The sequence below is a fragment of the Mesorhizobium sp. M0633 genome (assembly GCF_040320645.1).
Lineage (GTDB): Bacteria > Pseudomonadota > Alphaproteobacteria > Rhizobiales > Rhizobiaceae > Mesorhizobium.
The window spans coordinates 47,849-73,165 of sequence record NZ_JAMYQC010000021.1; the positions used below are offsets into that span (position 1 = coordinate 47,849).

30 protein-coding genes are annotated in these 25,317 nt (G+C 62.0%); 13 read left to right on the top strand and 17 right to left on the bottom strand.

Annotated elements, in window-relative coordinates:
• Nucleotides 1-178 precede the first annotated feature (178 nt).
• Nucleotides 179-1,591, bottom strand: coding sequence for a circularly permuted type 2 ATP-grasp protein (locus tag NKI47_RS21375; protein WP_352448777.1), 1,413 nt, complete (start codon nucleotides 1,589-1,591; stop codon nucleotides 179-181).
• A 172-nt stretch (nucleotides 1,592-1,763) separates the two neighbouring features.
• Nucleotides 1,764-2,000, bottom strand: coding sequence for an Lrp/AsnC ligand binding domain-containing protein (locus tag NKI47_RS21380; RefSeq protein ID WP_023674883.1), 237 nt, complete (start codon nucleotides 1,998-2,000; stop codon nucleotides 1,764-1,766).
• Nucleotides 2,001-2,241: 241 nt separating this feature from the next.
• On the opposite strand from NKI47_RS21380, the gene NKI47_RS21385 reads away from it, so the two are divergent.
• On the top strand, nucleotides 2,242-2,661 hold the full coding sequence (locus tag NKI47_RS21385; protein WP_352455762.1) for a DUF4864 domain-containing protein: 420 nt from the start codon (nucleotides 2,242-2,244) through the stop codon (nucleotides 2,659-2,661).
• 57 nt (nucleotides 2,662-2,718) lie between these two features.
• On the opposite strand, the gene NKI47_RS21390 is transcribed toward NKI47_RS21385, so the two are convergent.
• The 8 genes from NKI47_RS21390 to coaD all read right to left on the bottom strand — a co-directional run bounded on the left by NKI47_RS21390 (nucleotide 2,719) and on the right by coaD (nucleotide 8,892).
• A complete protein-coding gene (locus NKI47_RS21390; RefSeq protein WP_352593485.1) occupies nucleotides 2,719-4,071 on the bottom strand; it encodes a glycosyltransferase family protein in 1,353 nt (450 codons plus the stop codon).
• A gap of 221 nt (nucleotides 4,072-4,292) precedes the next feature.
• Nucleotides 4,293-5,423, bottom strand: a complete 1,131-nt coding sequence (gene tgt / locus NKI47_RS21395; protein ID WP_352593488.1) for a tRNA guanosine(34) transglycosylase Tgt — start codon at nucleotides 5,421-5,423, stop codon at nucleotides 4,293-4,295.
• 8 nt (nucleotides 5,424-5,431) lie between these two features.
• Nucleotides 5,432-5,701 carry a hypothetical protein gene (locus tag NKI47_RS21400; RefSeq protein WP_023674879.1) on the bottom strand — a complete coding sequence of 90 codons (270 nt, stop codon included), beginning with the start codon at nucleotides 5,699-5,701 and terminating at the stop codon, nucleotides 5,432-5,434.
• Nucleotides 5,691-6,776: a tRNA preQ1(34) S-adenosylmethionine ribosyltransferase-isomerase QueA gene (gene queA / locus NKI47_RS21405; protein ID WP_352593491.1), complete on the bottom strand. Its 1,086-nt coding sequence runs from the start codon at nucleotides 6,774-6,776 to the stop codon at nucleotides 5,691-5,693. The genes NKI47_RS21400 and queA overlap by 11 nt, the downstream gene beginning before the upstream one ends.
• 12 nt (nucleotides 6,777-6,788) lie before the next feature.
• Entirely contained in the window at nucleotides 6,789-7,187 is a 399-nt protein-coding gene (locus tag NKI47_RS21410) for a hypothetical protein (protein ID WP_352455713.1), read from the bottom strand.
• Nucleotides 7,184-7,696, bottom strand: a complete 513-nt coding sequence (locus tag NKI47_RS21415) for a peptidylprolyl isomerase (RefSeq protein ID WP_352455712.1) — start codon at nucleotides 7,694-7,696, stop codon at nucleotides 7,184-7,186. The genes NKI47_RS21410 and NKI47_RS21415 overlap by 4 nt, the downstream gene beginning before the upstream one ends.
• Before the next feature lie 29 nt (nucleotides 7,697-7,725).
• Nucleotides 7,726-8,316 (bottom strand): peptidylprolyl isomerase, encoded by a 591-nt coding sequence (locus tag NKI47_RS21420; RefSeq protein ID WP_352471695.1) that lies wholly within the window; start codon nucleotides 8,314-8,316, stop codon nucleotides 7,726-7,728.
• Nucleotides 8,317-8,391: 75 nt separating this feature from the next.
• Nucleotides 8,392-8,892, bottom strand: coding sequence for a pantetheine-phosphate adenylyltransferase (gene coaD / locus NKI47_RS21425; protein WP_023674874.1), 501 nt, complete (start codon nucleotides 8,890-8,892; stop codon nucleotides 8,392-8,394).
• A 195-nt stretch (nucleotides 8,893-9,087) separates the two neighbouring features.
• Here coaD and NKI47_RS21430 point away from each other — a divergent pair, with 195 nt between their 5' ends.
• Nucleotides 9,088-9,240: a hypothetical protein gene (locus tag NKI47_RS21430; RefSeq protein ID WP_352455711.1), complete on the top strand. Its 153-nt coding sequence runs from the start codon at nucleotides 9,088-9,090 to the stop codon at nucleotides 9,238-9,240.
• Between the two features lie 54 nt (nucleotides 9,241-9,294).
• Here NKI47_RS21430 and gyrA read toward each other — a convergent pair whose 3' ends face one another.
• Entirely contained in the window at nucleotides 9,295-12,105 is a 2,811-nt protein-coding gene (gene gyrA, locus NKI47_RS21435; RefSeq protein ID WP_352593496.1) for a DNA gyrase subunit A, read from the bottom strand.
• Between the two features lie 148 nt (nucleotides 12,106-12,253).
• Nucleotides 12,254-13,081, bottom strand: coding sequence for a helix-turn-helix transcriptional regulator (locus tag NKI47_RS21440; RefSeq protein ID WP_352593499.1), 828 nt, complete (start codon nucleotides 13,079-13,081; stop codon nucleotides 12,254-12,256).
• Between the two features lie 83 nt (nucleotides 13,082-13,164).
• Here NKI47_RS21440 and NKI47_RS21445 point away from each other — a divergent pair, with 83 nt between their 5' ends.
• Both NKI47_RS21445 and NKI47_RS21450 read left to right on the top strand, forming a co-directional pair.
• The gene (locus NKI47_RS21445) at nucleotides 13,165-13,695 is read left to right on the top strand and encodes a hypothetical protein (RefSeq protein WP_352593502.1); all 531 of its coding nucleotides are present in this window, start codon (nucleotides 13,165-13,167) and stop codon (nucleotides 13,693-13,695) included.
• A gap of 74 nt (nucleotides 13,696-13,769) precedes the next feature.
• The gene (locus tag NKI47_RS21450) at nucleotides 13,770-14,399 is read left to right on the top strand and encodes a MarC family protein (protein ID WP_023674869.1); all 630 of its coding nucleotides are present in this window, start codon (nucleotides 13,770-13,772) and stop codon (nucleotides 14,397-14,399) included.
• A gap of 8 nt (nucleotides 14,400-14,407) precedes the next feature.
• On the opposite strand, the gene NKI47_RS21455 is transcribed toward NKI47_RS21450, so the two are convergent.
• Together NKI47_RS21455 and NKI47_RS21460 are read right to left on the bottom strand one after the other, a co-directional pair.
• Nucleotides 14,408-14,833 carry an OsmC family protein gene (locus NKI47_RS21455; protein ID WP_352455706.1) on the bottom strand — a complete coding sequence of 142 codons (426 nt, stop codon included), beginning with the start codon at nucleotides 14,831-14,833 and terminating at the stop codon, nucleotides 14,408-14,410.
• A 123-nt stretch (nucleotides 14,834-14,956) separates the two neighbouring features.
• Nucleotides 14,957-15,469 carry a single-stranded DNA-binding protein gene (locus NKI47_RS21460; protein WP_352448761.1) on the bottom strand — a complete coding sequence of 171 codons (513 nt, stop codon included), beginning with the start codon at nucleotides 15,467-15,469 and terminating at the stop codon, nucleotides 14,957-14,959.
• A 209-nt stretch (nucleotides 15,470-15,678) separates the two neighbouring features.
• Between NKI47_RS21460 and NKI47_RS21465 the strand changes: the two genes are divergently transcribed.
• The 9 genes from NKI47_RS21465 to NKI47_RS21505 all read left to right on the top strand — a co-directional run bounded on the left by NKI47_RS21465 (nucleotide 15,679) and on the right by NKI47_RS21505 (nucleotide 23,343).
• Nucleotides 15,679-16,068, top strand: coding sequence for a cupin domain-containing protein (locus NKI47_RS21465; RefSeq protein ID WP_352593507.1), 390 nt, complete (start codon nucleotides 15,679-15,681; stop codon nucleotides 16,066-16,068).
• An 82-nt stretch (nucleotides 16,069-16,150) separates the two neighbouring features.
• Nucleotides 16,151-16,465, top strand: coding sequence for an ArsR/SmtB family transcription factor (locus NKI47_RS21470; RefSeq protein ID WP_352448759.1), 315 nt, complete (start codon nucleotides 16,151-16,153; stop codon nucleotides 16,463-16,465).
• Nucleotides 16,462-16,986 (top strand): SRPBCC family protein, encoded by a 525-nt coding sequence (locus tag NKI47_RS21475; protein WP_352593510.1) that lies wholly within the window; start codon nucleotides 16,462-16,464, stop codon nucleotides 16,984-16,986. The genes NKI47_RS21470 and NKI47_RS21475 overlap by 4 nt, the downstream gene beginning before the upstream one ends.
• Before the next feature lie 26 nt (nucleotides 16,987-17,012).
• On the top strand, nucleotides 17,013-17,618 hold the full coding sequence (locus NKI47_RS21480) for an ATP-dependent Clp protease proteolytic subunit (RefSeq protein ID WP_352502501.1): 606 nt from the start codon (nucleotides 17,013-17,015) through the stop codon (nucleotides 17,616-17,618).
• Complete coding sequence (locus NKI47_RS21485; protein WP_352593513.1) at nucleotides 17,615-18,013, top strand: hypothetical protein; 399 nt, start codon at nucleotides 17,615-17,617, stop codon at nucleotides 18,011-18,013. The genes NKI47_RS21480 and NKI47_RS21485 overlap by 4 nt, the downstream gene beginning before the upstream one ends.
• A gap of 696 nt (nucleotides 18,014-18,709) precedes the next feature.
• Nucleotides 18,710-21,631, top strand: a complete 2,922-nt coding sequence (uvrA, locus tag NKI47_RS21490; RefSeq protein ID WP_352593516.1) for an excinuclease ABC subunit UvrA — start codon at nucleotides 18,710-18,712, stop codon at nucleotides 21,629-21,631.
• Nucleotides 21,631-22,041, top strand: a complete 411-nt coding sequence (locus tag NKI47_RS21495; RefSeq protein WP_352593519.1) for a DUF302 domain-containing protein — start codon at nucleotides 21,631-21,633, stop codon at nucleotides 22,039-22,041. The genes uvrA and NKI47_RS21495 overlap by 1 nt, the downstream gene beginning before the upstream one ends.
• Nucleotides 22,038-22,508 (top strand): GNAT family N-acetyltransferase, encoded by a 471-nt coding sequence (locus tag NKI47_RS21500; RefSeq protein ID WP_352593522.1) that lies wholly within the window; start codon nucleotides 22,038-22,040, stop codon nucleotides 22,506-22,508. Before NKI47_RS21495 ends, NKI47_RS21500 begins: the two co-directional genes overlap by 4 nt.
• A gap of 28 nt (nucleotides 22,509-22,536) precedes the next feature.
• Entirely contained in the window at nucleotides 22,537-23,343 is an 807-nt protein-coding gene (locus NKI47_RS21505) for a DUF72 domain-containing protein (RefSeq protein WP_352593525.1), read from the top strand.
• Between the two features lie 46 nt (nucleotides 23,344-23,389).
• Here NKI47_RS21505 and NKI47_RS21510 read toward each other — a convergent pair whose 3' ends face one another.
• The 3 genes from NKI47_RS21510 to urtD all read right to left on the bottom strand — a co-directional run bounded on the left by NKI47_RS21510 (nucleotide 23,390) and on the right by urtD (nucleotide 25,315).
• On the bottom strand, nucleotides 23,390-23,590 hold the full coding sequence (locus NKI47_RS21510; RefSeq protein WP_352593528.1) for a hypothetical protein: 201 nt from the start codon (nucleotides 23,588-23,590) through the stop codon (nucleotides 23,390-23,392).
• 212 nt (nucleotides 23,591-23,802) lie between these two features.
• Nucleotides 23,803-24,498: an urea ABC transporter ATP-binding subunit UrtE gene (urtE, locus tag NKI47_RS21515; protein ID WP_126041867.1), complete on the bottom strand. Its 696-nt coding sequence runs from the start codon at nucleotides 24,496-24,498 to the stop codon at nucleotides 23,803-23,805.
• Between the two features lie 70 nt (nucleotides 24,499-24,568).
• Nucleotides 24,569-25,315: an urea ABC transporter ATP-binding protein UrtD gene (gene urtD, locus NKI47_RS21520; RefSeq protein WP_023674855.1), complete on the bottom strand. Its 747-nt coding sequence runs from the start codon at nucleotides 25,313-25,315 to the stop codon at nucleotides 24,569-24,571.
• Between the last annotated feature and the right edge of the window lie 2 nt (nucleotides 25,316-25,317).

Below are 25,317 nucleotides of genomic sequence, written 5' to 3' on the forward strand. Positions count from 1 at the left end.
GTCAGGCGGTCCTGTGGTGAATAGTGAAAGGTGAATGGTGAATGGTGACTATCCAGATTCCAGGGCACGATTCCGCGCGCTTCACTTCAGGGCATTTCACCAACATCAACGACCCATATCCTTATCTATTCACTATTCACTATTCACTATTCACTATTCACTATTCGCTACTTCCACTCTAATCATCCAACACCCACGTATCCTTCGTGCCCCCGCCTTGCGAGGAATTGACGACCAGCGAGCCTTCCTTGAGCGCTACTCGGGTCAGCCCGCCGGGCACGATCTGGATACGGTCGGAAACCAGCACATAGGGGCGCAGATCGACATGGCGCGGCGCCAGCCCCTTGTCCGTCAGGATCGGACAGGTCGACAGCGCCAGCGTCGGCTGAGCAATGTAGTTCGACGGTTTTGCCGCGAGCTTTTTGGAAAAATCCTCGCATTCCTTCTTGGTCGCCGCCGGACCGACCAGCATGCCGTAACCGCCGGAGCCGTGGACTTCCTTGATCACCAATTCGTCGATGTGTTCGAGCACGTATTTCAGGCTGTCCGGCTCCGAGCAGCGCCAGGTCGGGATGTTGCCGAGCATCGCCTTGCGGCCGGTATAGAATTCGACGATCTCGGGCATGTACGAATAAATCGCCTTGTCGTCGGCGATGCCGGTTCCCGGCGCATTGGCGATAGTGATGTTGCCGGCGCGGTAGACATCCATAATGCCCGGCACGCCAAGTGCCGAGTCGGGGCGGAAGGTCAGCGGATCGAGGAACGAGTCGTCGACACGCCGGTAAAGCACGTCGATCTGCTTGTAGCCCTCGGTGGTGCGCATCGCGACATGGCCATCGACGACGCGCAGATCCTGCCCCTCGACAAGCTGCACGCCCATCTGGTCGGCAAGGAAAGCATGTTCGAAATAGGCTGAGTTGAAGCTGCCCGGCGTCAGCACGGCAATGGTCGGCGCGCCCTTGGTGCTTTGCGGCCGCACTGCCGCCAGCGACTGGCGCAAGAGCTGCGGGTAATTCTCAACCGGCCGCACCTTGATCTGCTGGAACAGCTCGGGAAAAAGCTGCATCATCGTCTCGCGGTTCTCCAGCATGTAGGAGACGCCGGACGGCGTGCGCGCGTTGTCCTCCAGCACGTAGAACTCGTTCTCGCTGATGCGTACGATGTCGACGCCGATGATGTGGGTATAGACGCCGGCCGGCGGCCGCACCCCGATCATCTCGGGCAGGAACGCCTCATTCTTGGCGATCAACTCCTTCGGCACCCGGCCGGCGCGCAAGATCTCCTGGCGATGGTAGATGTCGTCGAGAAAGGCGTTCAGCGCCTGGACGCGCTGCTCGATGCCTTGCGTCAGCCGTCGCCATTCATTGCCCGAAATGATGCGCGGAACGATATCGAAGGGTATCAGCCGCTCCGATGCTTCCTGCTCGCCGTAGACGGCGAAAGTGATGCCTGTCTTGCGAAAGACGCGTTCGGCGTCCTGCATCTTCTCGGTAAGTCTGGCCGGATCCTGTTCCTTCAGCCAGCGATCGTAAGCCGAATACGGTTTTCTCAGCCCGGAAACTTCCGGAAGCATTTCATCGAACGCTGCCAATCGCATACTCCCCTGTGGCGCCATTTCACTGGCCTGGCTGGAGAAAATCAAGCGCAATCGGTGATTTGTTGGGCGCCGGCGATCAGTATATCGCACTTGCCTAAAATTAAGGCAGCACCAATAGGGCCTTGATCAGGCTTTGCCTGGTGTCCGGGCAGATGCCGGATGCGGATCAAAACGCGCGAAAGGTGACGACCGTGAACGTATCCTTGATGCCGGGAAGAATCTGCACTTTCTCGTTGACGAAGTGGCCGATGTCTTCCTCGTCGTCGACATAGAATTTGGCGAGCAGGTCGTAGTTTCCGGCTGTCGAGTAGATTTCCGAAGCAATCTCGGCATCGGCCAGGGCGCTGGCAACGTCGTAGGCCTTGCCCAGATCGCACTTTATCTGCACGAAAAATGCCTTCATTGCCTGGTCCTGCTCACATCGCACGCTCTAGGTATAATCGAGCGGCCCTTGTGGCAGACTGCCGTTCGCCTTTCAAGCATCGGCAATCGCTCAGGCTGTTCTCGCCTCGACAATGCATCTCGGTCTGGACACGGACTGCCACGCCGAATGTTTGCGCTCGGCTGAAACCCTGAAGCACTGCAAAGCGTATGGTATCATGTACCTTCAGGCAGCGATTTCTCAGGGACAACGGAGACAGGCCATGCGCCGCGCGTTTTTCGCATTCGCAGTCGTTCCATTCATTTTCGCATCCCAGGCCTTTGCTGGCGACGCCGAAGTCAAAGCGGCGCAGACGGTCATCGATGGGCAGTTGAGGGCCTTCATCGCCAATGACGGAATGACGGCCTACAGCTTTGCCGCACCGAATGTGAAACGCATCTTTCCGACCGTCGATACCTTCATGAACATGGTGACAAAAGGCTATCCGCCGGTGCGCCAACCGCAGACCTACTCCTTCGGCAAGGTTCGCGAGACGAGCCCGACGTCGATCATCCAGCAAGTGCTGATCGTCGGCCCGGATGGCAAGGACTACGAGGCGGTCTACACGCTCGAACTACAGCCTGACGGCAGCTTTCGGATCACCGGCTGCAGCCTGCGTGCGTCCACGTCGCTCAGCACCTGAGGGGCGCTTGAGGAGGGGCAGAGCTGTTTCAATCCTGTCGCCGGTAGAGCGTCCAGCTCAGGCCTGAAAACCCCCAATGCCTCGACGCATCGGCCCGTTCATACGCCAGAGCGCATGCGGCCGTCGGTTCGACATGTTCGGCTTGTTTGTCCATGTCCCCCTCGAGGACCAGCCAGGCGGGCCGTTCGATATGCACATCCCGTCGTCTGGAACCAGCAATGCCCGACGATCCATTCGCGCCGCAAAATAGTTGACGACAATGGGGGTGCGGAAATTACCGTCGCTGGCATAGGTGGTTGCGCCGTTCCTGGTCATTTCATCGACGATAGCGGCGTAGGAGCCGCGTCCATATTGATAGAACTGAAGCAGCGACGAAATGCTGCCACTCACCACGATCACCAGCGCTCCCATCGCAAGTAGCCTTGCAGTCCCGCGAGCATCCAGGCCGCGGCCAATCATCTCGCCGGCCCAGAGCAGCAGCAATGTTCCGCTGATGATGAAATAGCGCGGGAACTCAAGGTTGGGCAGATGCGCCGCCGCCATGAGCAAAGGCAGTCCGATAATCCCGATCGCATAAAGGCTGGCTCGACGACCGCGCCAGACACCGGCGGAGAGGCCGACAAGACAGCAGGCGGCAACGATGTAGGGCCCGTCGCCGAACCAGGGTGGCAGCCCGAACAGAGAGCGGATCATCCCGCCATAGCCCTGCGCGAAGGCGGCAATCGAGAACGGCGAAACACCACCGACACTGAAGCCGAACAGCCTGCCGCCGACAAACACGCCGACAGCCAGCGGCAGCACGGCAAGCAAGCCCGGCAGGAAGATCGACGCCAGGTCCGCAACGACACGGCCGACCTTCGCCGTACGCTGCCAGGCGAGCCAGGCGGTCCATATTGCGAGGACCGCCACCATTCCGATCATGGTGAGGTGGCACAGGAAGCCGAAAAGGATCGCCGCTGCCAAGGCCACGCCAGACCACCGTCTACTGTCGAGCCGGCGCTCCAGAAAAACGACCGACAGCAGCGTGAACAGCACAAGGCCGGCATAGCCGCGCGCCTCCGAGCCGTAATGGATCATTGGGTAGCTCACGGCAAACAACAGGCTTGTGGCAATCATCGCCTGTCGTCCGCGCGATGCGGCGCTCACTGCCGCCGCACCGATCGTGGCAACACCTAATGCTATCGACAGACCTCGCTGGATCAGCGGCGAAGCATCGGGGCCAATGAGATAGAGATAGACCGAGTTGAGGAAATGATTGTTGTCGTGATTGACGCGCCAGAATATCTGGTCGATCGAGGTCAGCGGCTCGATCAGCGCAAAGCTCCAGATCTCGTCCAGCCAAAGGTCGCCGCGCGCGCCAAGCAAGCGCAAGACCAGGCCGGTCACTGCGATCGCCAGAATCGCAAGCAACGACCCAGCCGTCCATCGCTGAACCGCGATGGGGGTCGAAGGCGAAAGCTCGGCGATGCCGTTCGTCCGCACCGTCGTGCCAGGAACTGAAACTTGCCCCGAAACGAACAGGTTCTTGATCCTCGCCCGATGTCGTCCGGCAATGCTTATTAGGCAGTCGTTTCAAAACAGTTCATGGCAGGGGCAACTCTTCCCTGGAGCCGGATTCCTGGCGAGCATGCCTACCGGACGGCGAGGTCACCGTTTGCCCATTGCTGCGTGATGATCTCGGCTTGTTCGGCGAACCTGCCAGCCTCGATCGCTTCACGAATGTCGCGCATCAGCTGCTGGTAATAGGACAGATTGTTCCAGGTCAGGAGCATCGCCCCAAGCGCCTCTTGCGAGCGCACCAGATGGTGCAGATAGGCCCGCGAATAGTCGCGTGCGGCCGGGCAGTCGCTTTCCTCATCGAGCGGACGCGGATCGTCGGCATGGCGGGCGTTGCGCAGATTGACCTTGCCGCGCCGTGTGTATGCAAGGCCGTGGCGCCCTGCCCGCGTCGGCATCACGCAGTCGAACATGTCGATGCCGCGCGCAACCGACTTCAAGATGTCGTCCGGGGTGCCGACGCCCATCAGGTAGCGCGGCCGGTCAGCCGGCAGCTCCGGGCAAGTGATGTCGAGCATCTCCAGCATCACCGCTTGCGGCTCGCCGACAGCCAGCCCGCCGATCGCATAGCCCTTCAGCTCCATTGCCTTCAGCGCCTGCGCCGAGCGCAGCCGCAGATCCGGCACGTCGCCGCCTTGCACAATGCCGAACATCGCCTTGCCGGGCTGCTCGCCGAATGCCGTCTTGCAACGCTCGGCCCAGCGCAACGACAACTCCGTGGCGCGCTCGATCTCGTTCTGCTTGGCCGGCAGCGCCGTGCATTCGTCGAGCTGCATCTGGATGTCGGAATCGAGCAGCCCCTGGATCTCTATCGAACGCTCCGGCGACATCTCGTAGGCGCCGCCGTCGATATGCGAACGGAAGGTCACGCCGTTCTCGGTCAGTTTCCGCAGCTTCGACAGCGACATCACCTGGAAGCCGCCGCTGTCGGTCAGGATTGGATGCGGCCAGCGGGCGAATTCATGCAGGCCGCCGAGCCGCGCCACGCGCTCGGCGCCGGGTCTTAGCATCAGGTGGTAGGTGTTGCCGAGGATAATGTCCGAGCCGACGCCGCGCACCTGATCCATATACATGGCCTTCACCGTGCCGCCGGTACCGACTGGCATGAAGGCAGGCGTGCGGATTTCCCCGCGCGGCATGGTGATTGCACCACGCCGCGCCCTGCCGTCGGTCGCCAGCACCTTGAAGGTGAATGCGTCAGTCATTGAATTCCCTAACCATCGAACTCCTTGTCGAATACCGGCGCGTCCGGGGCCTGCTTGTCGAGTGATTGCCGGTAGCGGATGCAGCCGCGCATGAATTTCGGCCACGGCGGCACGGCAATCGCCGGCTCGGTCTTTTCGGGCAAAAGTGACCAGAGGTCGGGATGATGCCAGCACAGATCATGGCCGGTGGCGTCGCGGTGTTGGCGGATTCCGGCGCGCAGTTTCCTGACCTCGGCAATCAAGGCTTCGCGGCCGAAGGTTTCCAGGTCATCGTCCATCGGTATCCTCCCTGAACAGAAGACTTGCGTCTCCATAGGAATAAAACCTGTAGCGGTTCTCGATCGCATGCGCATAGGCCGCGCGCATCGTCTGCAAACCGCAGAAGGCCGAAACCAGCATGAACAGAGTCGAACGCGGCAGATGGAAATTGGTCATCAGCATGTCTGCGGTCTTGAAGCGATAGCCGGGCGTGATGAAGATGTCGGTTGGGCCTGACCATGCTGCCAGCCTGCCGTCCTCGCCAGCCGCGCTCTCCAACAAGCGCAGCGATGTCGTACCGACGGCGATAATGCGCCCTCCTTTTGCTTTCGCCGCATTCAGCGCCTCGGCGGTTTCCGGGCTGACCGAACCGGTTTCGGCGTGCATCTTGTGGTCGGCGGTGTCGTCCGCCTTCACCGGCAGGAACGTGCCGGCGCCGACATGCAGCGTGACGAAACGGCGCTCTATGCCCTTGGCGTCGAGCGTCGCAAACAGCTCCGGCGTGAAATGCAGCCCTGCCGTCGGCGCGGCCACGGCGCCCTCCTCCTTGGCATAAATGGTCTGGTAATCGCTGCGGTCGCGTTCGTCGTCGTCACGCTTGGAAGCGATGTAGGGCGGCAGCGGGATGTGGCCGACGGCATGCAGCGCCTCGTCGAGGAACGGACCTGACAGGTCGAAGCCGAGCAGCACCTCGCCACCTTCTCCCTTCTCGACAACTGTCGCGTCGAGCTGGCCGAGAAAACAGGAATTGGCGTCATGACCGAAATGGATGCGATCGCCGGCGGCGATGCGCTTGCCCGGACGCATGAAGGCGAGCCACCGGTCGGGCGCCATCCGCATATGCAGCGTGGCTTCGACCTGCGCTGCTGCTTCGCCGCGCCGCCTGATGCCTTTCAGCTGCGCCGGAATGACCTTGGTGTCGTTGAAGACCAGCACATCACCGGACTTGAGCAGGGCCGGCAGGTCGCGCACCGTCCGGTCCTCGAGCCCCTCACCCGGCCTGACCACCAGCATTCTGGCGCTGTCGCGCGGTTCGGCTGGGCGAAGCGCGACGCGCTCTTCCGGCAGATCGAAGTCGAAAAGATCGACGCGCAAGAAATCCCCGCCTCAAGGTTCCGGGCAGGTCACCGCCCAGGCGCCGACACCGTCTATGCTCAATGTGCCGCCCATCGCGAAACTGGACTGCTCGCTGGCCTTGACCAGCCGCAATCTGGCGACGATCGAGCTGATGCCTTCGTCGGTGAGGTCGATAAGCATACGCTCGTCGTCTTCGAATGCCTGTCCAACGATGACTTTCGTTGAGCCTGGCTGTCCGTCCGTGGTCCATGTCTTGCCGCCGGCATCCAGCCACACACGCGCGACCGCAATGACGGCCGTGTGTCCCATCAAAACGTCAATCGATGCCGCGCCGCCGTCGGCGCTGCAGACGATCGATTCCGTTGCCAGCGCCGGAGTGGCCGCCGCGACGAGCACAAATGCGATGGCCGCGACAGCCCGGCCGGTCATTTCACGTCGGCCGCGACCTTGAGCGACACGATCTTGTCAGGATCCTGCACCGGTTCGCCGCGCTTGATCTTGTCGACGTTGTCCATGCCTTCGACGACCTGGCCCCATACCGTGTACTGGCGGTTGAGGAAGGCGGCATCGTCGAAGCAGATGAAGAACTGCGAATTGGCCGAGTTCGGGTTCTGCGAGCGCGCCATCGAGCAGGTGCCGCGGCCGTGGTTGGCGTTGGAGAACTCGGCCTTCAGATCGGGTTTGTCGGAACCGCCAGTGCCGGCGCGCGATGGCGCGAAAGACGGCTTGTTGGAATTGCCGAACTTCACGTCGCCGGTCTGCGCCATGAAGCCGTCGATGACGCGGTGGAAGACCACGCCGTCATAGGCGCCTTCGCGTGCCAGTTCCTTGATACGGCCGACATGGCCGGGCGCCAGATCTGGAAACAATTCGATGACGACCTTGCCCTTGGTCGTGTCCATGATAAGCGCGTTCTCGCGGTCCTTGATTTCGGCCATGTCAGAAATATCCTTTTGAACAATTGGGGTTACTTGCCGTCCGCGGCGATGCGCACCTTGATCATGCGATCGGGGTCGGTCACCGTCCCGTTCTGCGCCTCGTCGCCTTTCTTGATGTGGTCCACCAGCTCCATGCCGCTGACGACATTGCCAACGATGGTGTACTGGCCATCGAGCGGCGGTGCCGGCGCGAACATGATGAAGAATTGCGAATTGGCGGAATTCGGATCGTCGGAGCGGGCCATGCCGACCACGCCGCGCTGGTAGTGCTCGGTGCTGGAGAATTCGGCCGGCAGGTCAGGAAGATCGGAGCCGCCGGTGCCGACAGCGTCGGCATTGAAGCCGCTCTTCATGTTGCCGAACTTGACGTCGCCGGTCTGCGCCATGAAGCCGTCGATGACGCGGTGAAAGGCGACGTTGTCGTAGGCGCCCTGGCGCACCAGCTTTTTGATCTGCGCGACGTGCTTCGGCGCAAGGTCGGGCCTCAGCGCGATGGTCACGTCGCCGTCCTTCAGCGTTACGATCATGGTGTTTTCCGGATCGGCGGCAAAGGCCGACACGGATGCGGTCACAAGACCGGCAAGCACGGCAAGCAAGAAGGCAAGCTTTTTCAGCTGCATGGGATCTTTCTCCGAATATCTTCGTTCATGCATGTCGTTACCCAAAGCCGGGTTCCACTTTTGGGTGACATGCATTTATTTCGCGAATTTGGCGGTGAGCGCGCCGGCCACGGCCGCCGGCACGAAGGGGCGGATGTCGCCTCCCATCGAAGCTATCTGGCGCACAAGTGTGGCGGTAATGGTGCGCACTGAAGGGCTGGCGGGCAGGAACACGGTCTGCAGCTCCGGCGCCATGGTCTCGTTCATGCCGGCCATCTGCATCTCATAGTCAAGATCGGTGCCGTCGCGCAGGCCGCGGATGATGATCGAGGCGCCATGCTTCCTGGCCGCATCGATCACCAACCCGTCGAAGGCGACTACTTTGATACGCGCACCGTCGCTGCCGAATTCCGCCTTCGCGGCCGTTTCGATCAGGCCAACCCGTTCCTCGAAGGAAAACAACGGCTTCTTGCCGGGATGGATGCCGATCGCCGCATAGATTGTATCCGCCACGGCCAGCGACGCCTTCAGCACGTCGAGATGGCCGTTGGTCAGCGGGTCGAAAGAGCCGGCATAAAGGGCGATGCGTTCGGTCATGGCAGGTGCTTCTAGCGAGCCTCTCCCCTAAAGGCAAATCCGATCGCCAGCCCGCCCCGTGAACCTTTTGGCCGACGTGAACGACAGATGAATGTGCCGCTCACAACAGCTTCACGCAGTGTTCACTAAGTTGCCGCTGCAGAAGATGAAACCAAACACCCATCTAATCGTTGTTAGGCGCAGGAGAACATGCACATGCTGATCTACATCCTCGCCACCGCAATGACCGTCGCCATGCTGATCGCTACCGTATTCGGGTTGCATCAGGAAGCACAGCGCGTCCGCGCCAAGGCCAATACCAAGCGGTTCGAAGGCTTCGGCAACCGCAAGCCTTATCGCCACTTCTAGATTGCGGGGTGTCTTCACACGCCGGCCCATAGGGCTGGCGCCGTCGTGGCAAACTCACTCGACGGTAGTATCAGGCTCCCCACCTTCGGCATCGGTGGAAGCGCCACCTTCAGTATCGACACTCTCTTCGATCTCCTCGTCGGCTTGCGGTTCTGAAATCCGCTCCACCGAAACGACCTTCTCGCCCTCTGCGGTATTGAAGATAGTAACGCCCTTGGTGGCGCGGCTGGCGAAACGAATGCCGTTGACCGGGACGCGAATGACGGTGCCGCCATCCGAAACCAGCATGATCTGATCGTCGTTGCCGACCGGGAAGGTCGCCACCAGGCGGCCGATTTCGGCCGTTTTCGAGACGTCGGTGGCGCGAATACCCTTGCCGCCACGGCCAGTCAGGCGGAAATCGTAGGACGATGAACGCTTGCCGTAGCCATATTCCGTCACCGTCAACACGAACTGCTCGTGCGCCTTGAGGAACTCATAGCGGTCGTCGGAAAGCTCCGCCTCTTCGCCGACCTCTTCATTGGTGAGCTGGATTTCTTCCTCCTCGCCGGCCGCAATGTCAGCAGCGAGCCGGCGTTCGGCCACCACCCGCTTGAGGTAGGCGGCACGTTCCGCCGGCGGCGCATCGACATGCTCGATCACCGCCATCGAGATCACCCGGTCGCCATCGGCCATCGCAATGCCGCGCACGCCGACCGAATTGCGGCTCTGGAAGACGCGTACGTCGCTGACCGGAAAGCGGATGCACTGGCCGGAACTTGCCGTCAAAAGCACGTCGTCATTGTCGGTGCAGGTCTCGACGCCGAGGATCTCGTCGCCTTCCTCGTCCAGCTTCATGGCGATCTTGCCGTTGCGGTTGACCTGGACGAAGTCCGACAGCTTGTTGCGACGTACGGTGCCGCGCGTGGTGGCAAACATGACGTCGAGCTCGCCCCAACTCGTCTCATCCTCCGGCAGCGGCATGATCGTGGTGATGCGCTCGCCCTGTTCGAGCGGCAGCATATTGATCAGCGCCTTGCCGCGCGATTGCGGGTTGCCGATCGGCAGGCGCCAGACCTTTTCCTTGTAGACGATGCCGCGCGAGGAGAAGAACAGCACCGGCGTGTGCGTGTTGGCGACGAACAGCCGGGTGACGAAATCCTCTTCCTTGGTCGACATGCCGGAGCGGCCCTTGCCGCCGCGGCGCTGCGCCCGGTAGAGCGACAGCGGCACGCGCTTGATGTAGCCGGAATGGCTGACCGTGACGACCATGTCCTCGCGCTGGATCAGGTCCTCGTCTTCCATGTCCGCCCCGCCCTCGGCGAGCTCGGTGCGGCGCGGCGTGCCGAACTCGTCGCGCACGGCGATGAGCTCGTCCTTGACGATCTGCTGGACGCGGGCGCGGGACGAGAGGATGTCCAGGTAGTCCTTGATCTCGTCGCCGATCGTGTTCAGCTCGTCGGCGATCTCGTCGCGGCCGAGCGCGGTCAGGCGCTGCAGGCGCAGTTCGAGGATGGCGCGCGCCTGCTCCTCGGAGAGATTGTAGGTACCGTCCTCGTTGATGCGATGGCGCGGGTCGTCGATCAGAAGAATCAGCGATTCCACGTCGCCCGAAGGCCAGCGCCGCTCCATCAACTGCTCGCGCGCCGTCTGCGGGTCCGGAGCGCTGCGGATCAGCTTGATGACTTCATCGATGTTGGCAACAGCGATGGCAAGGCCGACCAGCACATGGGCGCGGTCGCGCGCCTTGCGCAGCAGGAATTTTGTGCGCCGGCTGATCACCTCCTCACGGAAGGCGACGAACGCCTTCAGCATGTCGGTCAGAGTCAGCAATTCCGGCTTGCCGCCGTTCAGTGCCACCATGTTGGCGCCGAAGGATGTCTGCAGCGGGGTGAAGCGGTAAAGCTGGTTGAGAATGACATCGGCGACCGCGTCGCGCTTCAGTTCGATGACGACGCGGTAGCCCTGCCGGTCGCTCTCGTCGCGAATGTCGGAAATGCCCTCGATGCGCTTGTCGCGCACCAGCTCGGCCATCTTCTCGATCATCGACGCCTTGTTCACCTGATAGGGAACCTCGGTGATGACGATCGATTCCCGATCGTTGCCGCGCGCCTCGACGTTGACGCGGCCGCGCATGACGATGGAGCCGCGGCCGGTCGAATAGGCGCTGTAGATACCGGAACGGCCAAGCACGATGCCGCCGGTCGGGAAATCCGGTCCCGGAATGATCTCCATCAGCGCCGGAAGGTCGATCGCCGGATTATCGATGAGGGCAATGGCGCCGTTGCAGACCTCGCCCAGATTGTGCGGCGGGATGTTGGTGGCCATGCCGACGGCGATACCGCCGGAGCCGTTGACCAACAGGTTCGGGAAGCGCGCCGGCAGGACTTTCGGTTCGCTGCCGGACGCATCGTAAGTGTCCTGGAAATCGACTGTGTCCTTGTCGATGTCTTCCAGCAACTCATGCGCGACCTTGGTCAGCCGCGATTCCGTGTAGCGCATCGCCGCCGGCGGATCGCCGTCGATCGAGCCGAAATTGCCCTGCCCGTCGATCAGCGGCACGCGCAGCGACCAATCCTGCGCCATGCGCACCAAAGCGTCGTAGATCGAGGCGTCGCCATGCGGATGGTATTTACCCATCACGTCGGCGACCGGGCGTGCCGATTTCACATATTTGCGGTTCCAGTGATAGCCGCTCTCATAGGCGGCGTAGAGGATGCGGCGATGCACCGGCTTGAGGCCATCGCGCACGTCCGGCAGCGCGCGGCTGACGATCACGCTCATGGCGTAATCGAGATAGGAGCGCTGCATCTCCTCGATGATGGATATCGGCTCGATGCCGGTGGGGCCGCCGTCGGCGCCGCGCGGTGTCTTTTGGTCGGTCAAATCGGATCACAATCTAATCAGGAATCACTTGGTGCTTATATAGGAAGCCAGCCTGAAACTCCAACAATCGCGGCAGTTTTCCAGTGTGGTTTTTAGCGGCAAATTCAAAAGGATAAACCAATTGCGACGATATGGCCGTGGCACCCTTTCACGGGCGTCGCCGGCGGGCGCGATAAGTACCCGGCGCCTCGCCCATCAGCCGCCGGAAACGACGATTGAAGGTTGATAGATCGTTGAATCCCGCCGAAAAGGCAATCGCCGAAATCGTCTGATCCGACGTCCGGAGCCGCACGGCTGCCCTGTGCAGCCGCGCTCTCAGCAGGAATTGGTAGGGCGTCATACCGGCGACGTGCCGGAAGGTGCGCAGGAAATGGTAAGGGCTGGTGGCGGTCTCGTCGGCGAGTTCGGCAAGCGAGATCGGCCGGTCGGCATCGACTTCGATGCGCCGCACCGCTTCGGCAACACGCTTCTGGTCACGGCGGCTCGGCGTCCGTCCCCGATCCGTGGCGCTGCAAGCCGCTGTCACCGCGGCACCGGCAATGCGCAGGGCGAGTTCCTCGAACGCGCCGGTGTCGGCCATCTCGCGCGCCGCCTCCGCTTCGGCAAGCAGCGGCACCAGCGCCGGCAAGGGCGGCAGGCGCGGCGTGCCGAAATCGAGCGTCTTCGTGCCCGGCACGTCGGCGACGATCCGCTCCATATAGGCCGGTCCGAAATGGAAGGAGAGGCAGCGGTCGCCGGCGCCATGCTCGTGACCGCATTCATAGCATGTGCCGGGATTGCCGAGCAGGAGCGCGCCCGGCGCCAGCATCGCCGTGCCCTCGCGCGCACGATAGCGGAAGGTGCCGTTGGTTACGGCGGCAACGCAGAAATCCCGATGCTCCTCCTCGAATGGCCTGTCGGCGGCGCTGGCGGTGCAGATGACATCCGACACCTGCCAGCCTCGGCCCGACGCCAGCCTGTGCGCGCTCGTCGTCATCGCCGAAACATAGCAACTTTTCCCAAGCACAGAACCCCTGTCGGCCTCTATGCTTGCCCTCCTGACAAGATGAGAGCGAAGCCATGTCCAATTCCTTTGCCAAGGCCCTGCATAGCGAAGGGCCCGTACCGGCCCTTGCCGAGAAACTGGATCTTTATGGCCGCTTCGTCGGCGCCTGGACGTTCGACGCCACGCGCCATCTCGAGGACGGTCAGGTGCTGACCGGGCGCGGCGAAGTGCATTTCGGCTGGGCGCTCGAAGGCCGCGCGATCCAGGACGTATGGATCCTGCCTGCCCGTGACGCCGGCCCCTCGCCCTCGCTCGGCAAATGGACCTTCTATGGCACAACGTTGCGCGTCTACGATCCCGGCGTTGACGCCTGGCACATCTTCTGGAGCGATCCGCGCAATCAGTACTACAGCCGCCAGCTCGGCCGTGCCGAGGGCGACACCATCATCCAGCAAGGCGCAGACGGCACCGGATCTGCTGTGCGCTGGAGCTTTTCGCGCATCACCGAAAATTCGTTCCGCTGGCTGGGCGAACGCTCACAGGACGACGGCGCCACCTGGCGTCTCGAAGTCGAGTTTCTGGCGCGCCGGGCCGTCAGCCCCTGATCCGCACGGTTTCCACTGGCTCCGCTTTGCTTTACCAATCCCGTTATCCGGCTTTGCCGGCGGGGAGGGCCAGCATGCCGAGCTTCGACAGCCTGTTCAACGCCTTCGTCACCATACTGGTGACGATCGATCCGCCCGGCCTGGCGCCGCTCTTCCTCGCCGTGACCCGCGGCATGAACCGCGAGGAGCGCAACCAGGTCTCCGTGCGCGCCTCGGTCATCGCCTTCCTGGTAATGGCGTTGTTCGCAATCGCCGGCGCGTCGATCCTGTCAGTCTTCGGCATCACTCTGCCGGCCTTCCGCGTCGCCGGCGGCTTTCTGCTGTTCTTCATCGCCTTCGAAATGGTGTTCGAGCGCCGGCAGGACCGCAAGGAGAAGATCGGCGACGTCGCCATCACCAGGGACATGATCCACAACATCGCCGCCTTTCCGCTGGCGATCCCGCTTATTGCCGGTCCCGGCGCGATTTCGGCGACCGTCCTGCTCTCAAGCTCGTTTCAGGGTTTGGGCGCGCAGACAGCCCTTGTCGGCATCATCGCCATCTGCCTCGTCATCACCTACCTGGTGTTCGTGCTGTCAGAGCGCATCGACCGTATCCTCGGCCAAACCGGCCGTTCGATCCTGACAAGGCTGCTCGGCGTCATCCTGGCGGCGCTCGCCGTACAGTTCGTCGCCGACGGCATCAAGGCGCTGATGGCGACGTAGGAACAGCCCTACTTCGCTGTCGTTTCAATGACTTCGAAGTCGTGGGTAATCTCGGCAGTCTTGGCCATCATTGCCGAGGCCGAGCAGTATTTCTCGATCGAAAGCCCGATCGCCCGCTTCACCTTGTCATGTGATAGCGCCCGGCCCTTGACGACAAAATGCATGTGAATGCGGGTGAACACCCTGGGATCGGCTTCTGCACGGTCGGCATCGAGTTCGACCACGCAATCTTCGACCGCCTCGCGCCCCTTTTCGAGGATATGGACCACGTCATAGGCCGAGCAGCCGCCAGTGCCGATCAGCACCAGTTCCATTGGGCTCGGCCCCGGCGTCTTGCCCTCCGGCCCGAACGCAGTGCCTAGCACCAGCTTGTGCCCACTGGCGGACTCGCCAACGAAAGTGCGCTCCTCGACCCATTTGACCCTTGCCTTCACCTGATACGTCCTTTCACCGCTCAAACGCACAACGTCCCGAAAATCCAAGACAGATTTTCGGGACGCCATTTCGTGGCCAAGGTGCCGGCGCTTTTCGCCGCAAGGGCAGTCCGCCCCGAAAAATCAGAACGGGATTTCGTCGTCCAGCTCGCGCGACGAACCACCGCCGCCGCCCTTGTTGGCGCCACCGCGATTGAAACTTTCGCCCGGGCCGGACTGGCCGAAATCGGAACCGCGGCTCGCACCACCACCGGCATAGTTGCCGACCTGGCCGCCGCCCTCGCCCCGCGCATCGAGCATCTGCAGCTCGCCGCGGAATTTCTGCAACACGATTTCGGTCGTATAGCGGTCATTGCCGGTCTGGTCCTGCCATTTGCGCGTCTGCAGCTGGCCCTCGACATAGACCTTCATGCCCTTCTTCAGATACTGCTCGGCCACCTTGGCAATCTGGTCGTTGAAGATCACGACATTGTGCCACTCGGTCTTTTCCTTGCGCTCTCCGGATGTCTTGTCGCGCCAGCTTTCCGACGTCGCGATGCGGATGTTGACAACCGGGTCACCCGAATTCAGACGGCGGATTTCAGGGTCCGCCCCGAGGTTGCCCACCAGAATGACCTTGTTGACGCTACCCGCCATGACACTTCTCCGCGCTCATCCGAAACCAAATTTTTGTCGCCGCACCTTACAGGCTATGGATAATCCCTGCCTGCCGTCGCTGCCTTTTCCCACAACGTTTTTGTTCTCTTTTCGTTCTATAGTACAGGCCCTGCGCTGTCAATAGATGTCAGTAACAAGTAGTGTCTTGGCGTCGAATTTCCACGAACCCTGAGATCGAGGCGAACTCAATGAAGATGGTCGAGCATGACGATCAGCCGCAAGAAGAATGGCGGACGGGAGTAAAGACCCGCATGCATGTCTCGGCCTGCAACGGCGCAACTCAACTTTGCATATTCGAACAATGGGTCGAACCCGCGGTTGGCGCCCCGACACATTGGCACCCCGTCGAGGAAGTGCTTACCGTCATCGCTGGCAGAGCCGAGATGTGGATCGACGAAGAGCATCTCGTCTTGACTGCCGGACAGTCGCTTGTTGTTGCCGCGCACAGGCAACATGGCTTCCGAAACGTCGGCTCCGAATTGCTTCATATTCATGCTGTGCTCGCGTCACCAGTTTTCGAGGCGACGTTCAACGGATCCCCCGACATGGTGAGACGCTGGCTTCCAGCGAGTTTGTAAAACCTCGCCTGTCTTAAAAAACACCGCCTGTCTTAAAAAACACGGCTTGCCAAACCGATAAGCATTGACTTATGCTTTCGGCATGATCGAAGCAGACATTTTTCGGGCACTAGCGGATCCAACGCGTCGCGCCGTCTATGAGCGGCTCGCCGACGGCGAGATGACGGTGTCGGAACTGCGCACTGGCATACCGGTATCGCAGCCGGCGGTATCGCAACATCTCGCAGTGCTGCGCGGCGCCGGCCTCGTGGTCGAGCGCCGGGCCGGTCGCAACGCCTATTACCGCGTCGATCCGAAGGGGCTCGCGCCACTGCTCGGCTGGATCGAACGCTACCGTGCGTTCTGGCCAGAGCGCATCGAAAGGCTCAAGACGGTTTTGAAGGACATGGACCAATGACCAGCCGAGGCAAAGAACGCGCCGAAATGGCCGCAGACAAGATCGAGTTCGAGTGCGAGCTGCCCGAGCCGCCGGAAAAGGTGTGGCGGGCGCTGACGGTGCCGGACCTGCTCGCGGCCTGGATGATGCCGAACGACATCAAGCCCGAAATCGGCAACCGCTTTGCCTTTAAAGCGCCGAATGCGCCGATCGAGTGCGAAATCCTCGACGCGGATCCCGGACGGCTGCTGCGCTATTCCTGGCGGGAGCGGCCGGCGCCCGGCGATACGCAGGTGCCGCCCGGCAGTCCCCTGGACAGCCCAATGAACGACAGCCCTGTGGACAGCATCGTCACCTTTACGCTCGACCGCACCGTTTCCGGCGGCACGCATCTGCGCATCGTCCATGATGGTTTTGCTCGGGCAGCAGTGCCGGAGATCGCGATGGCAGGCGCCGGTTGCCGGCTTTCGTTTGAAGCGCGCACTCCCAGACACAAGCAGATCGCCGCAAACACGCCGCGCCTCTTCCTGCGCGCGGCCTGAACGACAACAGTCAACGGAGAGAACCGATGAGCGGCCTTGCCAATCTGGTGCCAATGGTGATCGAGCAGTCGAGCCGCGGCGAACGCGCCTTCGACATTTTTTCGCGGCTGCTGCGCGAGCGCATCGTCTTCATCAACGGGGCGATCGACGACGGCACCTCGGCGCTGGTCTGCGCCCAGCTTCTGTCGTTGGAATCCGACAATCCCGACAAGGAGGTCTCGCTCTACATCAACTCGCCGGGTGGCGTGGTGACCAGCGGTTTCGCGATCTACGATACGATGCAGTATATCAGCTGCCCGGTCTCCACGGTTTGTATGGGCTTCGCCGCCTCGATGGCCTCGTTCCTTTTGATGGCCGGCACACCGGGGCGGCGGATCGCGCTACCCAACACCAGCATCGTGCTGCATCAGCCTCTCGGCGGTTTCCAGGGCCAAGCCTCCGATATCCAGCGCCATGCCGAGGGCATCCTTCGCACCAAGCGGCGCATGACCGATCTTTACGCCCGCCATTGCGGCCGCACCTACGAAGAAGTGGAACGCACGCTCGACCGCGACTTTTTCATGACCGCGCAGGAGGCCAAGGATTGGGGCCTCGTCGACCATGTTTTCGACACTCGCAAGCAGGCCGCATGAACGAGCCGGGCCGGCGGACGGAACTGACGCGATTGAGCGCCCGCAATTTCAGCGACATCGGTCTGGTCTTGCCGCTATCGCGGCACTATAGTCCGGCGATGACCGCCAGCCGCTCGTCCAGCCTGTTATGCCTTGCTATCGCTACCGTAGCCGGCACGAACATGCTGGTGGGTATGGCACTTGCCCAAGATAATTCGATGTCTTCGCAAAAGGGCGCCCTGCCCGGTGTGACCAGCGATTATCGCATCGCCGAGCCAGCGCCGCGGCCTGAGCCTGACGATATGGCTCCAGGCAGCGGCAACGGCACCTTCAAGATTGGCGATACCGACGTTCGGATTTCCGGTAGCATCACCATCGATGTCGCTACCGGCGGGATCAGGCCCTCCAGCCGCTAAGCTCGCCTGGTGTGAACCACAAATATTGCGCTTCAAACGAACAGCCCCGCCATTGCGTTTGCAACTGACGGGGCTTCTTGGATCTGAAATCCAAATTGCCGGGAGTGTACTGCCGGCATTTTATTTCGGATGCTTCGCGGCATTCAGCCGACGATCCGACTAGCAGTCTCTGATTTTATGGGGATCAGCAGATCCGTTTGGCGGGCAGCGAAAACGCCTGACCCTGGCCACTTATACCTGCCGCGGCTCCAGCGACACGTGGAGCCTCAACGAACAATCCGGTGGAGTCATGCCTCTGCTCTCCTTCTGTTGGTTGCGACTGTCGTCGTCGAAGCGCTCATCGCATAACCCGCGGCGTCTCGCAGGCTAGCCCCAGGCCGCGAGGCCATCGAAAGACGGCCGGCTTCGTTGACGTCTGGAGTCTGCCCCCACGGTGCAGGGACGTCAACCTTGAATAGCCGATTACCGAAAAATGTGATCGCGAGACGTTTTGGGAAGCCGGCCCCACGGGCAGCTTTTGTCAGGAGCGTGTTCGGCCTTTGTTCTTTCCGCTTGCCCGTTCGCGCGAAAGGCGGTTAAACGCTTTGGTCGAGAGTTGTGGCGTCTCTCGAAAAGGCGGCGAAATTGCCTACATAGGGGGTGGTCGGGAAAACCCGCCCATCCCACGAATTCCAGATTCTGAGGCGGCGACCGGCGATGGCCGACCATAAATATCTCTCCATTCGCGGGGCACGCGAACACAATCTGAAGAATGTCGATCTCGATCTGCCGCGTGACAGCCTGATCGTCATGACCGGCCTGTCGGGGTCCGGCAAGTCATCGCTTGCCTTCGACACCATCTATGCCGAGGGCCAGCGCCGCTATGTCGAGAGCCTTTCGGCCTATGCACGGCAATTCCTCGAAATGATGCAGAAGCCTGACGTCGACCAGATCGACGGCCTGTCGCCGGCCATCTCCATCGAGCAGAAGACCACCTCGAAGAACCCGCGCTCGACGGTCGGCACCGTCACCGAGATCTACGATTATATGCGGCTTTTGTTCGCCCGCGTCGGTGTACCCTATTCACCGGCCACCGGCCTGCCGATCGAGAGCCAGACGGTTTCGCAGATGGTCGACCGGGTGCTTGCTGTCGAGGAAGGCACCCGGCTGTTCATTCTGGCGCCGATGGTGCGCGGCCGCAAAGGCGAGTACCGCAAGGAACTGCTGGAGCTGCAGAAGAAGGGTTTTCAGCGCGTCAAAGTCGATGGCGTCTTCTATGAGATCGCCGACGTGCCGGCGCTGGACAAGAAGTACAAGCACGATATCGACGTCGTCGTCGACCGCATCGTCGTGCGCGGCGATCTGGCGACGCGGCTCGCCGATTCCATCGAGACCGCGCTGAAGCTGGCCGACGGGCTGGCGGTGGCGGAATTTGCCGACAAGCCGCTCGACGCCAGCCAGACCGGCGAGGATTCGGTCAACAAATCGAAGAACGAGACGCATGAACGCATGCTGTTCTCGGAAAAGTTCGCCTGCCCGGTGTCCGGCTTCACCATTCCCGAGATCGAGCCCAGGCTGTTCTCCTTCAACAATCCGTTCGGCGCCTGCCCGACCTGCGACGGGCTCGGCAGCCAACGCGCCATTGATGCCAGCCTGGTCGTGCCCGACGAGAATGTCTCGCTGCGCGCCGGCGCCGTCAGCCCTTGGGCGAAGTCGAGCTCGCCCTACTATGCGCAGACGCTGGAAGCGCTGGGCGTTGCCTATGGCTTCAAGCTCGGCGACAAGTTCAAGGATTTGAGCGAGGAGGCAAAGCAAGCCGTCCTGCACGGCACCGGCGAGCGCGAAATCACCTTCCATTACGATGACGGCCTGCGCTCCTACAAGACGACGAAAACCTTCGAGGGCGTCATCCCCAACCTCGAGCGCCGCTGGAAGGAAACCGAATCCGCCTGGATGCGCGAGGAGATCGAGCGCTTCATGTCGGCCACGCCCTGCCCGGCCTGCCGCGGCTATCGGCTGAAGCCCGAGGCGCTCGCGGTCAAGATCGCCGGCAAGCACATTGGCGAGGTCACCGAGCTGTCGATCCGCAAGGCCGACCAGTGGTTCACCGACCTGCCTGCATCGCTCAACGACAAGCAGAATGAGATCGCGGTGCGCGTGCTCAAGGAAATCCGCGAGCGGCTGCGCTTCCTCAACGATGTCGGTCTCGACTATCTGACGCTGTCGCGCAACTCCGGCACGTTGTCGGGCGGCGAGAGCCAGCGCATCCGGCTGGCTTCGCAGATCGGCTCCGGCCTGACCGGCGTGCTCTATGTGCTCGACGAGCCGTCGATCGGCCTGCACCAGCGCGACAATGCCCGCCTGCTCGACACGCTGAAGCATCTGCGCGACATCGGCAACACGGTCATCGTCGTCGAGCATGACGAGGACGCCATCCTGCATGCCGACTACGTCGTCGATATCGGCCCGGCGGCCGGCATCCATGGCGGCCACATCATCGCCCAGGGCACGCCGCAGCAGATCATGGCGACGCCCGCTTCGATCACCGGTAAATATCTGTCGGGCGAGCTGGAAGTGGCGACGCCGGCAGTGCGGCGTGAGGCCAAGAAGAACCGCCGGCTGAAGGTCGTCGGCGCGCGCGGCAACAATCTGAAGAACGTCACCGCCGAAATCCCGCTCGGCACGTTTACCGCCGTCACCGGCGTATCCGGCGGCGGCAAGTCGACCTTCCTGATCGAGACCCTGTTCAAGGCGGCGTCGCGCCGCATCATGGGCTCGCGCGAGCATCCGGCCGAGCATGACCGAATCGAGGGGCTGGAATTCCTCGACAAGGTCATCGATATCGACCAGTCGCCGATCGGGCGCACCCCGCGCTCCAACCCTGCCACCTATACCGGCGCCTTCACGCCGATCCGCGACTGGTTCGCCGGCCTGCCGGAGGCCAAGGCGCGCGGCTACCAGCCGGGCCGCTTCTCGTTCAACGTCAAGGGCGGCCGCTGCGAGGCCTGCCAGGGCGACGGCGTCATCAAAATCGAGATGCACTTCCTGCCCGACGTCTACGTCACCTGCGACGTCTGCCACGGCAAGCGCTACAACCGCGAGACGCTCGACGTCCTGTTCAAGGGCAAATCAATCGCCGACGTTCTCGACATGACGGTCGAGGAAGGCGTCGATTTCTTCGCCGCCGTGCCCGGTGTGCGCGACAAGCTGGAGACGCTGAAACGGGTCGGCCTCGGCTACATCCATGTTGGCCAGCAGGCAACGACTTTGTCGGGCGGCGAGGCGCAGCGCATCAAGCTTGCCAAGGAACTGTCCCGCAAGGCGACCGGCAAGACGCTCTACATTCTCGATGAGCCAACCACCGGCCTGCATTTCCACGACGTCGCCAAGCTGCTTGAAGTGCTGCACGAGCTGGTCGACCAGGGCAACACGGTCGTTGTCATCGAGCACAATCTAGAGGTGATCAAGACCGCTGACTGGGTGCTCGATCTTGGCCCCGAAGGTGGTGACGGCGGCGGCGAGCTGGTAGCGTCCGGCACGCCTGAGGACATCGTTCGCGAAAAACGCAGCTATACCGGGCAGTTCCTGAGGGAATTGCTGGAGCGGCGCCCCGGAGGCAAGCGCGAAGCGGCGGAGTGATGGCAAAGAACGGTCTCATCACGGTCCAAAGCCGCTTCGGCGTGGCCGAAACGATCGATCGCCTGGTCGGGACTGTGGAACGTGCAGGATTGCTGGTCTTCGCCCGCATTGACCACGCCGCCGGTGCGCGCAGTGTCGAAGCTTCTCTGCGTCCGACCCAGCTTCTGATTTTTGGCAACCCGAAAGGCGGCACGCCGCTGATGCAGGACCGGCAGCTTGCCGGCATCGATCTGCCGGTCAAGGCACTGGCCTGGGAGGACGAGCAAGGCAAGGTCTGGCTCTCCTACAATGACGCGCACTGGCTCGCCGAGCGCCACGGCTTGGGCGACGCCAGTCGCAATGCCGTCGCCGCGATAGCGGCCGGCATGGACAAGGTGATTGCGGCCGCTGCCGGCGCGGGCCAGTTTTGATCATGAGAGCCGCTCGGGCCGATGATCTCCCCATGGTGATCTCGCTCACCACCGACGCCTACGCGCCCTACACTGCCCTGCTCGGCGCACCGCCGATCCCCGTCACCGAGGACTATGCGCCGCGCATAGAACGCGGCGAGGTCTGGCTTTCGGAGCAGGACGGACAGCCGGCCGGCTTGATCGTTCTCGAACGACATGCGGACCATACAATGATCTTCAGCGTCGCCGTTGCGCCCGCCTTTCAGGGCAAGGGTTTCGGCATCGGGCTGCTCGACTGGGCCGAGCAACAGACGCGCTTGTGGAGCTTGCCGGAAATCCGACTCTACACCAATGCCAGAATGGAACGGAACGTTTCGTTGTATAAGGCCTACGGCTTTCGCGAAACGGGTCGCCGGCCCAATCCATATCGGCCAGGATGGACGATCGTCGACATGGCGAAAGCCGTCGAGACGACCGCCATCGCGTGATCCTTTTCTGCAAACCGGGAGGACGACCATGACTCAATCAGGAACAATCCGCGCCGGCATGGGCGGCTGGACCTTCGAGCCGTGGGACACGTCCTTCTACCCGGACAAATTGTCGAAGGCCAAGCAACTGCATTATGCCAGCCGGCAGGTGCTCACTATCGAGGTCAACGGCACCTATTATTCGAGCTTCAAGGAGCCGACCTTCGTCAAATGGGCCAACGAGGCGCCGGATGGTTTCGTCTATTCGCTGAAGGGCAACCGCTTCGTCACCAACCGCCGCGTGCTCGGCGAGGCCGGGGAATCGATCATGCGCTTCCTCGGGTCGGGCGTCGCGGCACTTGGCGACAAGCTCGGGCCGATCCTGTGGCAGTTCGCGCCGACCAAGAAATTCGACCCGGACGATTTCGAGGCCTTCCTCAAGCTGTTGCCGGAAAAGCAGGACGGCGTTGCGCTGCGCCATGCGGTCGAGGTGCGCAACGACAGCTTCGTCGTGCCGGAGTTCGCCGCCTTGGCGCGAAAGCACAAGGCCGCCATCGTCTATGCCGACCACGCCAAATATCCGGGGATTGCCGACGTCACCGGCGATTTCATCTATGCGCGGCTGCAGACCGGCAGCGACGACAATCCCGATTGCTACACGCCAAAGGCGCTCGATGAATGGGCGGCGCGCGCAAAAACCTGGGCGGAAGGCAAGGTGCCGGCCGACCTGCCGCGTGTCGCTCCTTCAACCGACGCGCCGGTCAAGCCACGCGACGTGTTCGTCTACTTCATCACCGAGGGCAAGGTCCGCGCTCCATTCGGCGCCATCGCGCTGATGAAGCGGGTCGCAGGCTGACGCCCCCGCTGTCGGTGGTCTGCCTGGCCGGGTCCTCAATTACCGGCTATGCGGCGCGCTCGTCCGGACGCCGATCAACCCTGACAATCTCTTTGAAAGCATCGAGATCGACATAGAAGACCTTGGTGATCTCCGCGATGAGTTCGTCGTGGTCATACCCCTGCGATTTCAGAATGTTGATGGCTGTCAGGATATCGACGCGCTCCGTGAGCCGTCGTTTCTGGTAGTCCTCGACATAGCGCTCCATTGACTGGCCCTGGCTCCCAAGCACCCGAAATGTTGGACGACAACAGATCGCTGGAAGGGCTTGCGCGCAAGCGTGCCGACGCGGGCCGCGCCTTCCCCTGATCTGCCAAGTTGAAACTGGTACGGAAAGCGGCCGACTCACCAAGGCCAAGCAAAATCTAGCACGCAATCTGCAGCGCGCCAGAGTTGCAAAGTAACGGAATCAATAAGAATTCAGACAGTCAGGAATTTGCGGACGTCCGCCCGGTCGAGATCCTCGGCGGGGCCGGTATGGACGATCTGACCGCGGTCCATGATGTTGACCTCGTCGGCCAATTCCCGGCAGAAGTCGAGATATTGTTCGACCAGAAGCACGGCGATACCGGCCTGGTCGCGCAGATAGCGGATGGCGCGGCCGATGTCCTTGATGATCGACGGCTGGATGCCTTCGGTCGGCTCGTCGAGCACCAGCAGCTTCGGCCGCATCACCAGCGCCCTGCCGATGGCAAGCTGCTGCTGCTGGCCGCCGGAAAGATCGCCGCCGCGGCGCGCGAGCATCTGCTTCAGCACCGGAAACAATTCGAAGACGTGACCGGGAATGTTGCGATCGGCGCGCTTCAACGGCGCAAAACCCGATTCGAGGTTTTCCCGCACCGTAAGCAGCGGAAATATCTCCCTGCCCTGCGGCACGAATGCGATGCCCGACCGGGCGCGATCATACGCCGCGCTCCGGTCGAGCGCCTTCCCCTCGAAGGCAACGCTTCCGCTCGTCAGCCGGTGATGGCCGACGATCGATCTCATCAAACTGGTCTTGCCGACGCCGTTGCGGCCGAGCACGCAGGTGATCTTGCCGGCGCCGGCCTTCAGCGAGACGCCGCGCAGCGCCTGGGCAGCCCCGTAGTGCAGCGTGGCATTGGAGACTTCGAGCATGGTCAGCGTTTTCTCCAACGCGTGAAGAACGAAAGGTCGAAATGATGGAACGGAACGCGCCAGACCATGTTCATCTCCCCAGATAGACTTCGACGACGCGCTCGTCGGCCGAAACGAAGTCGAGACTGCCCTCGGAAAGCACCGAGCCTTCGTGCAGGCAGGTGACCTTGACGCCGAGCTCGCGCACGAAATGCATGTCGTGCTCGACGACGATGACAGAATGGTCGCGCGCGATGTCCCTGAGCAGCCGCGCGGTTTCCTCGGTCTCGGCGTCGGTCATGCCGGCAACCGGTTCGTCGACCAGCAGCAGCTTCGGATCCTGCGCCAGAAGCATGCCGATCTCGAGCCATTGCTTTTGGCCGTGGCTCAGATTGGCGGCGAGTTCGTCACGCTTGTCGCCAAGCCGAATGATGCCGAGGATGTCGTCGATCTGCCGCACGTCCGCGGCCGAGCGACGATGGAACAGTGCCGGGAAGATCGAGCGCGGGCCTTTCAGCGCCAGCATCAGATTGTCCTCGATCGTGTGGCTTTCGAAGACGGTCGGCTTCTGGAATTTACGGCCGATGCCCATCATGGCGATTTCGGCCTCGTCGTGTTTGGTCAGGTCGACCTCACCGTTGAAGAAAACTTCACCCGCGTCGGGCCGCGTCTTGCCGGTGACGATGTCCATCATCGTCGTCTTTCCGGCGCCGTTGGGGCCGATGATCGCCCGCATCTCGCCCTTGTCGAGCACCAGCGAAAGGTTGTTGATGGCGCGAAACCCGTCGAAGGAAACCGACACGCCGTCGAGATAGAGGATGGTGTTGCTCTTCGACATCA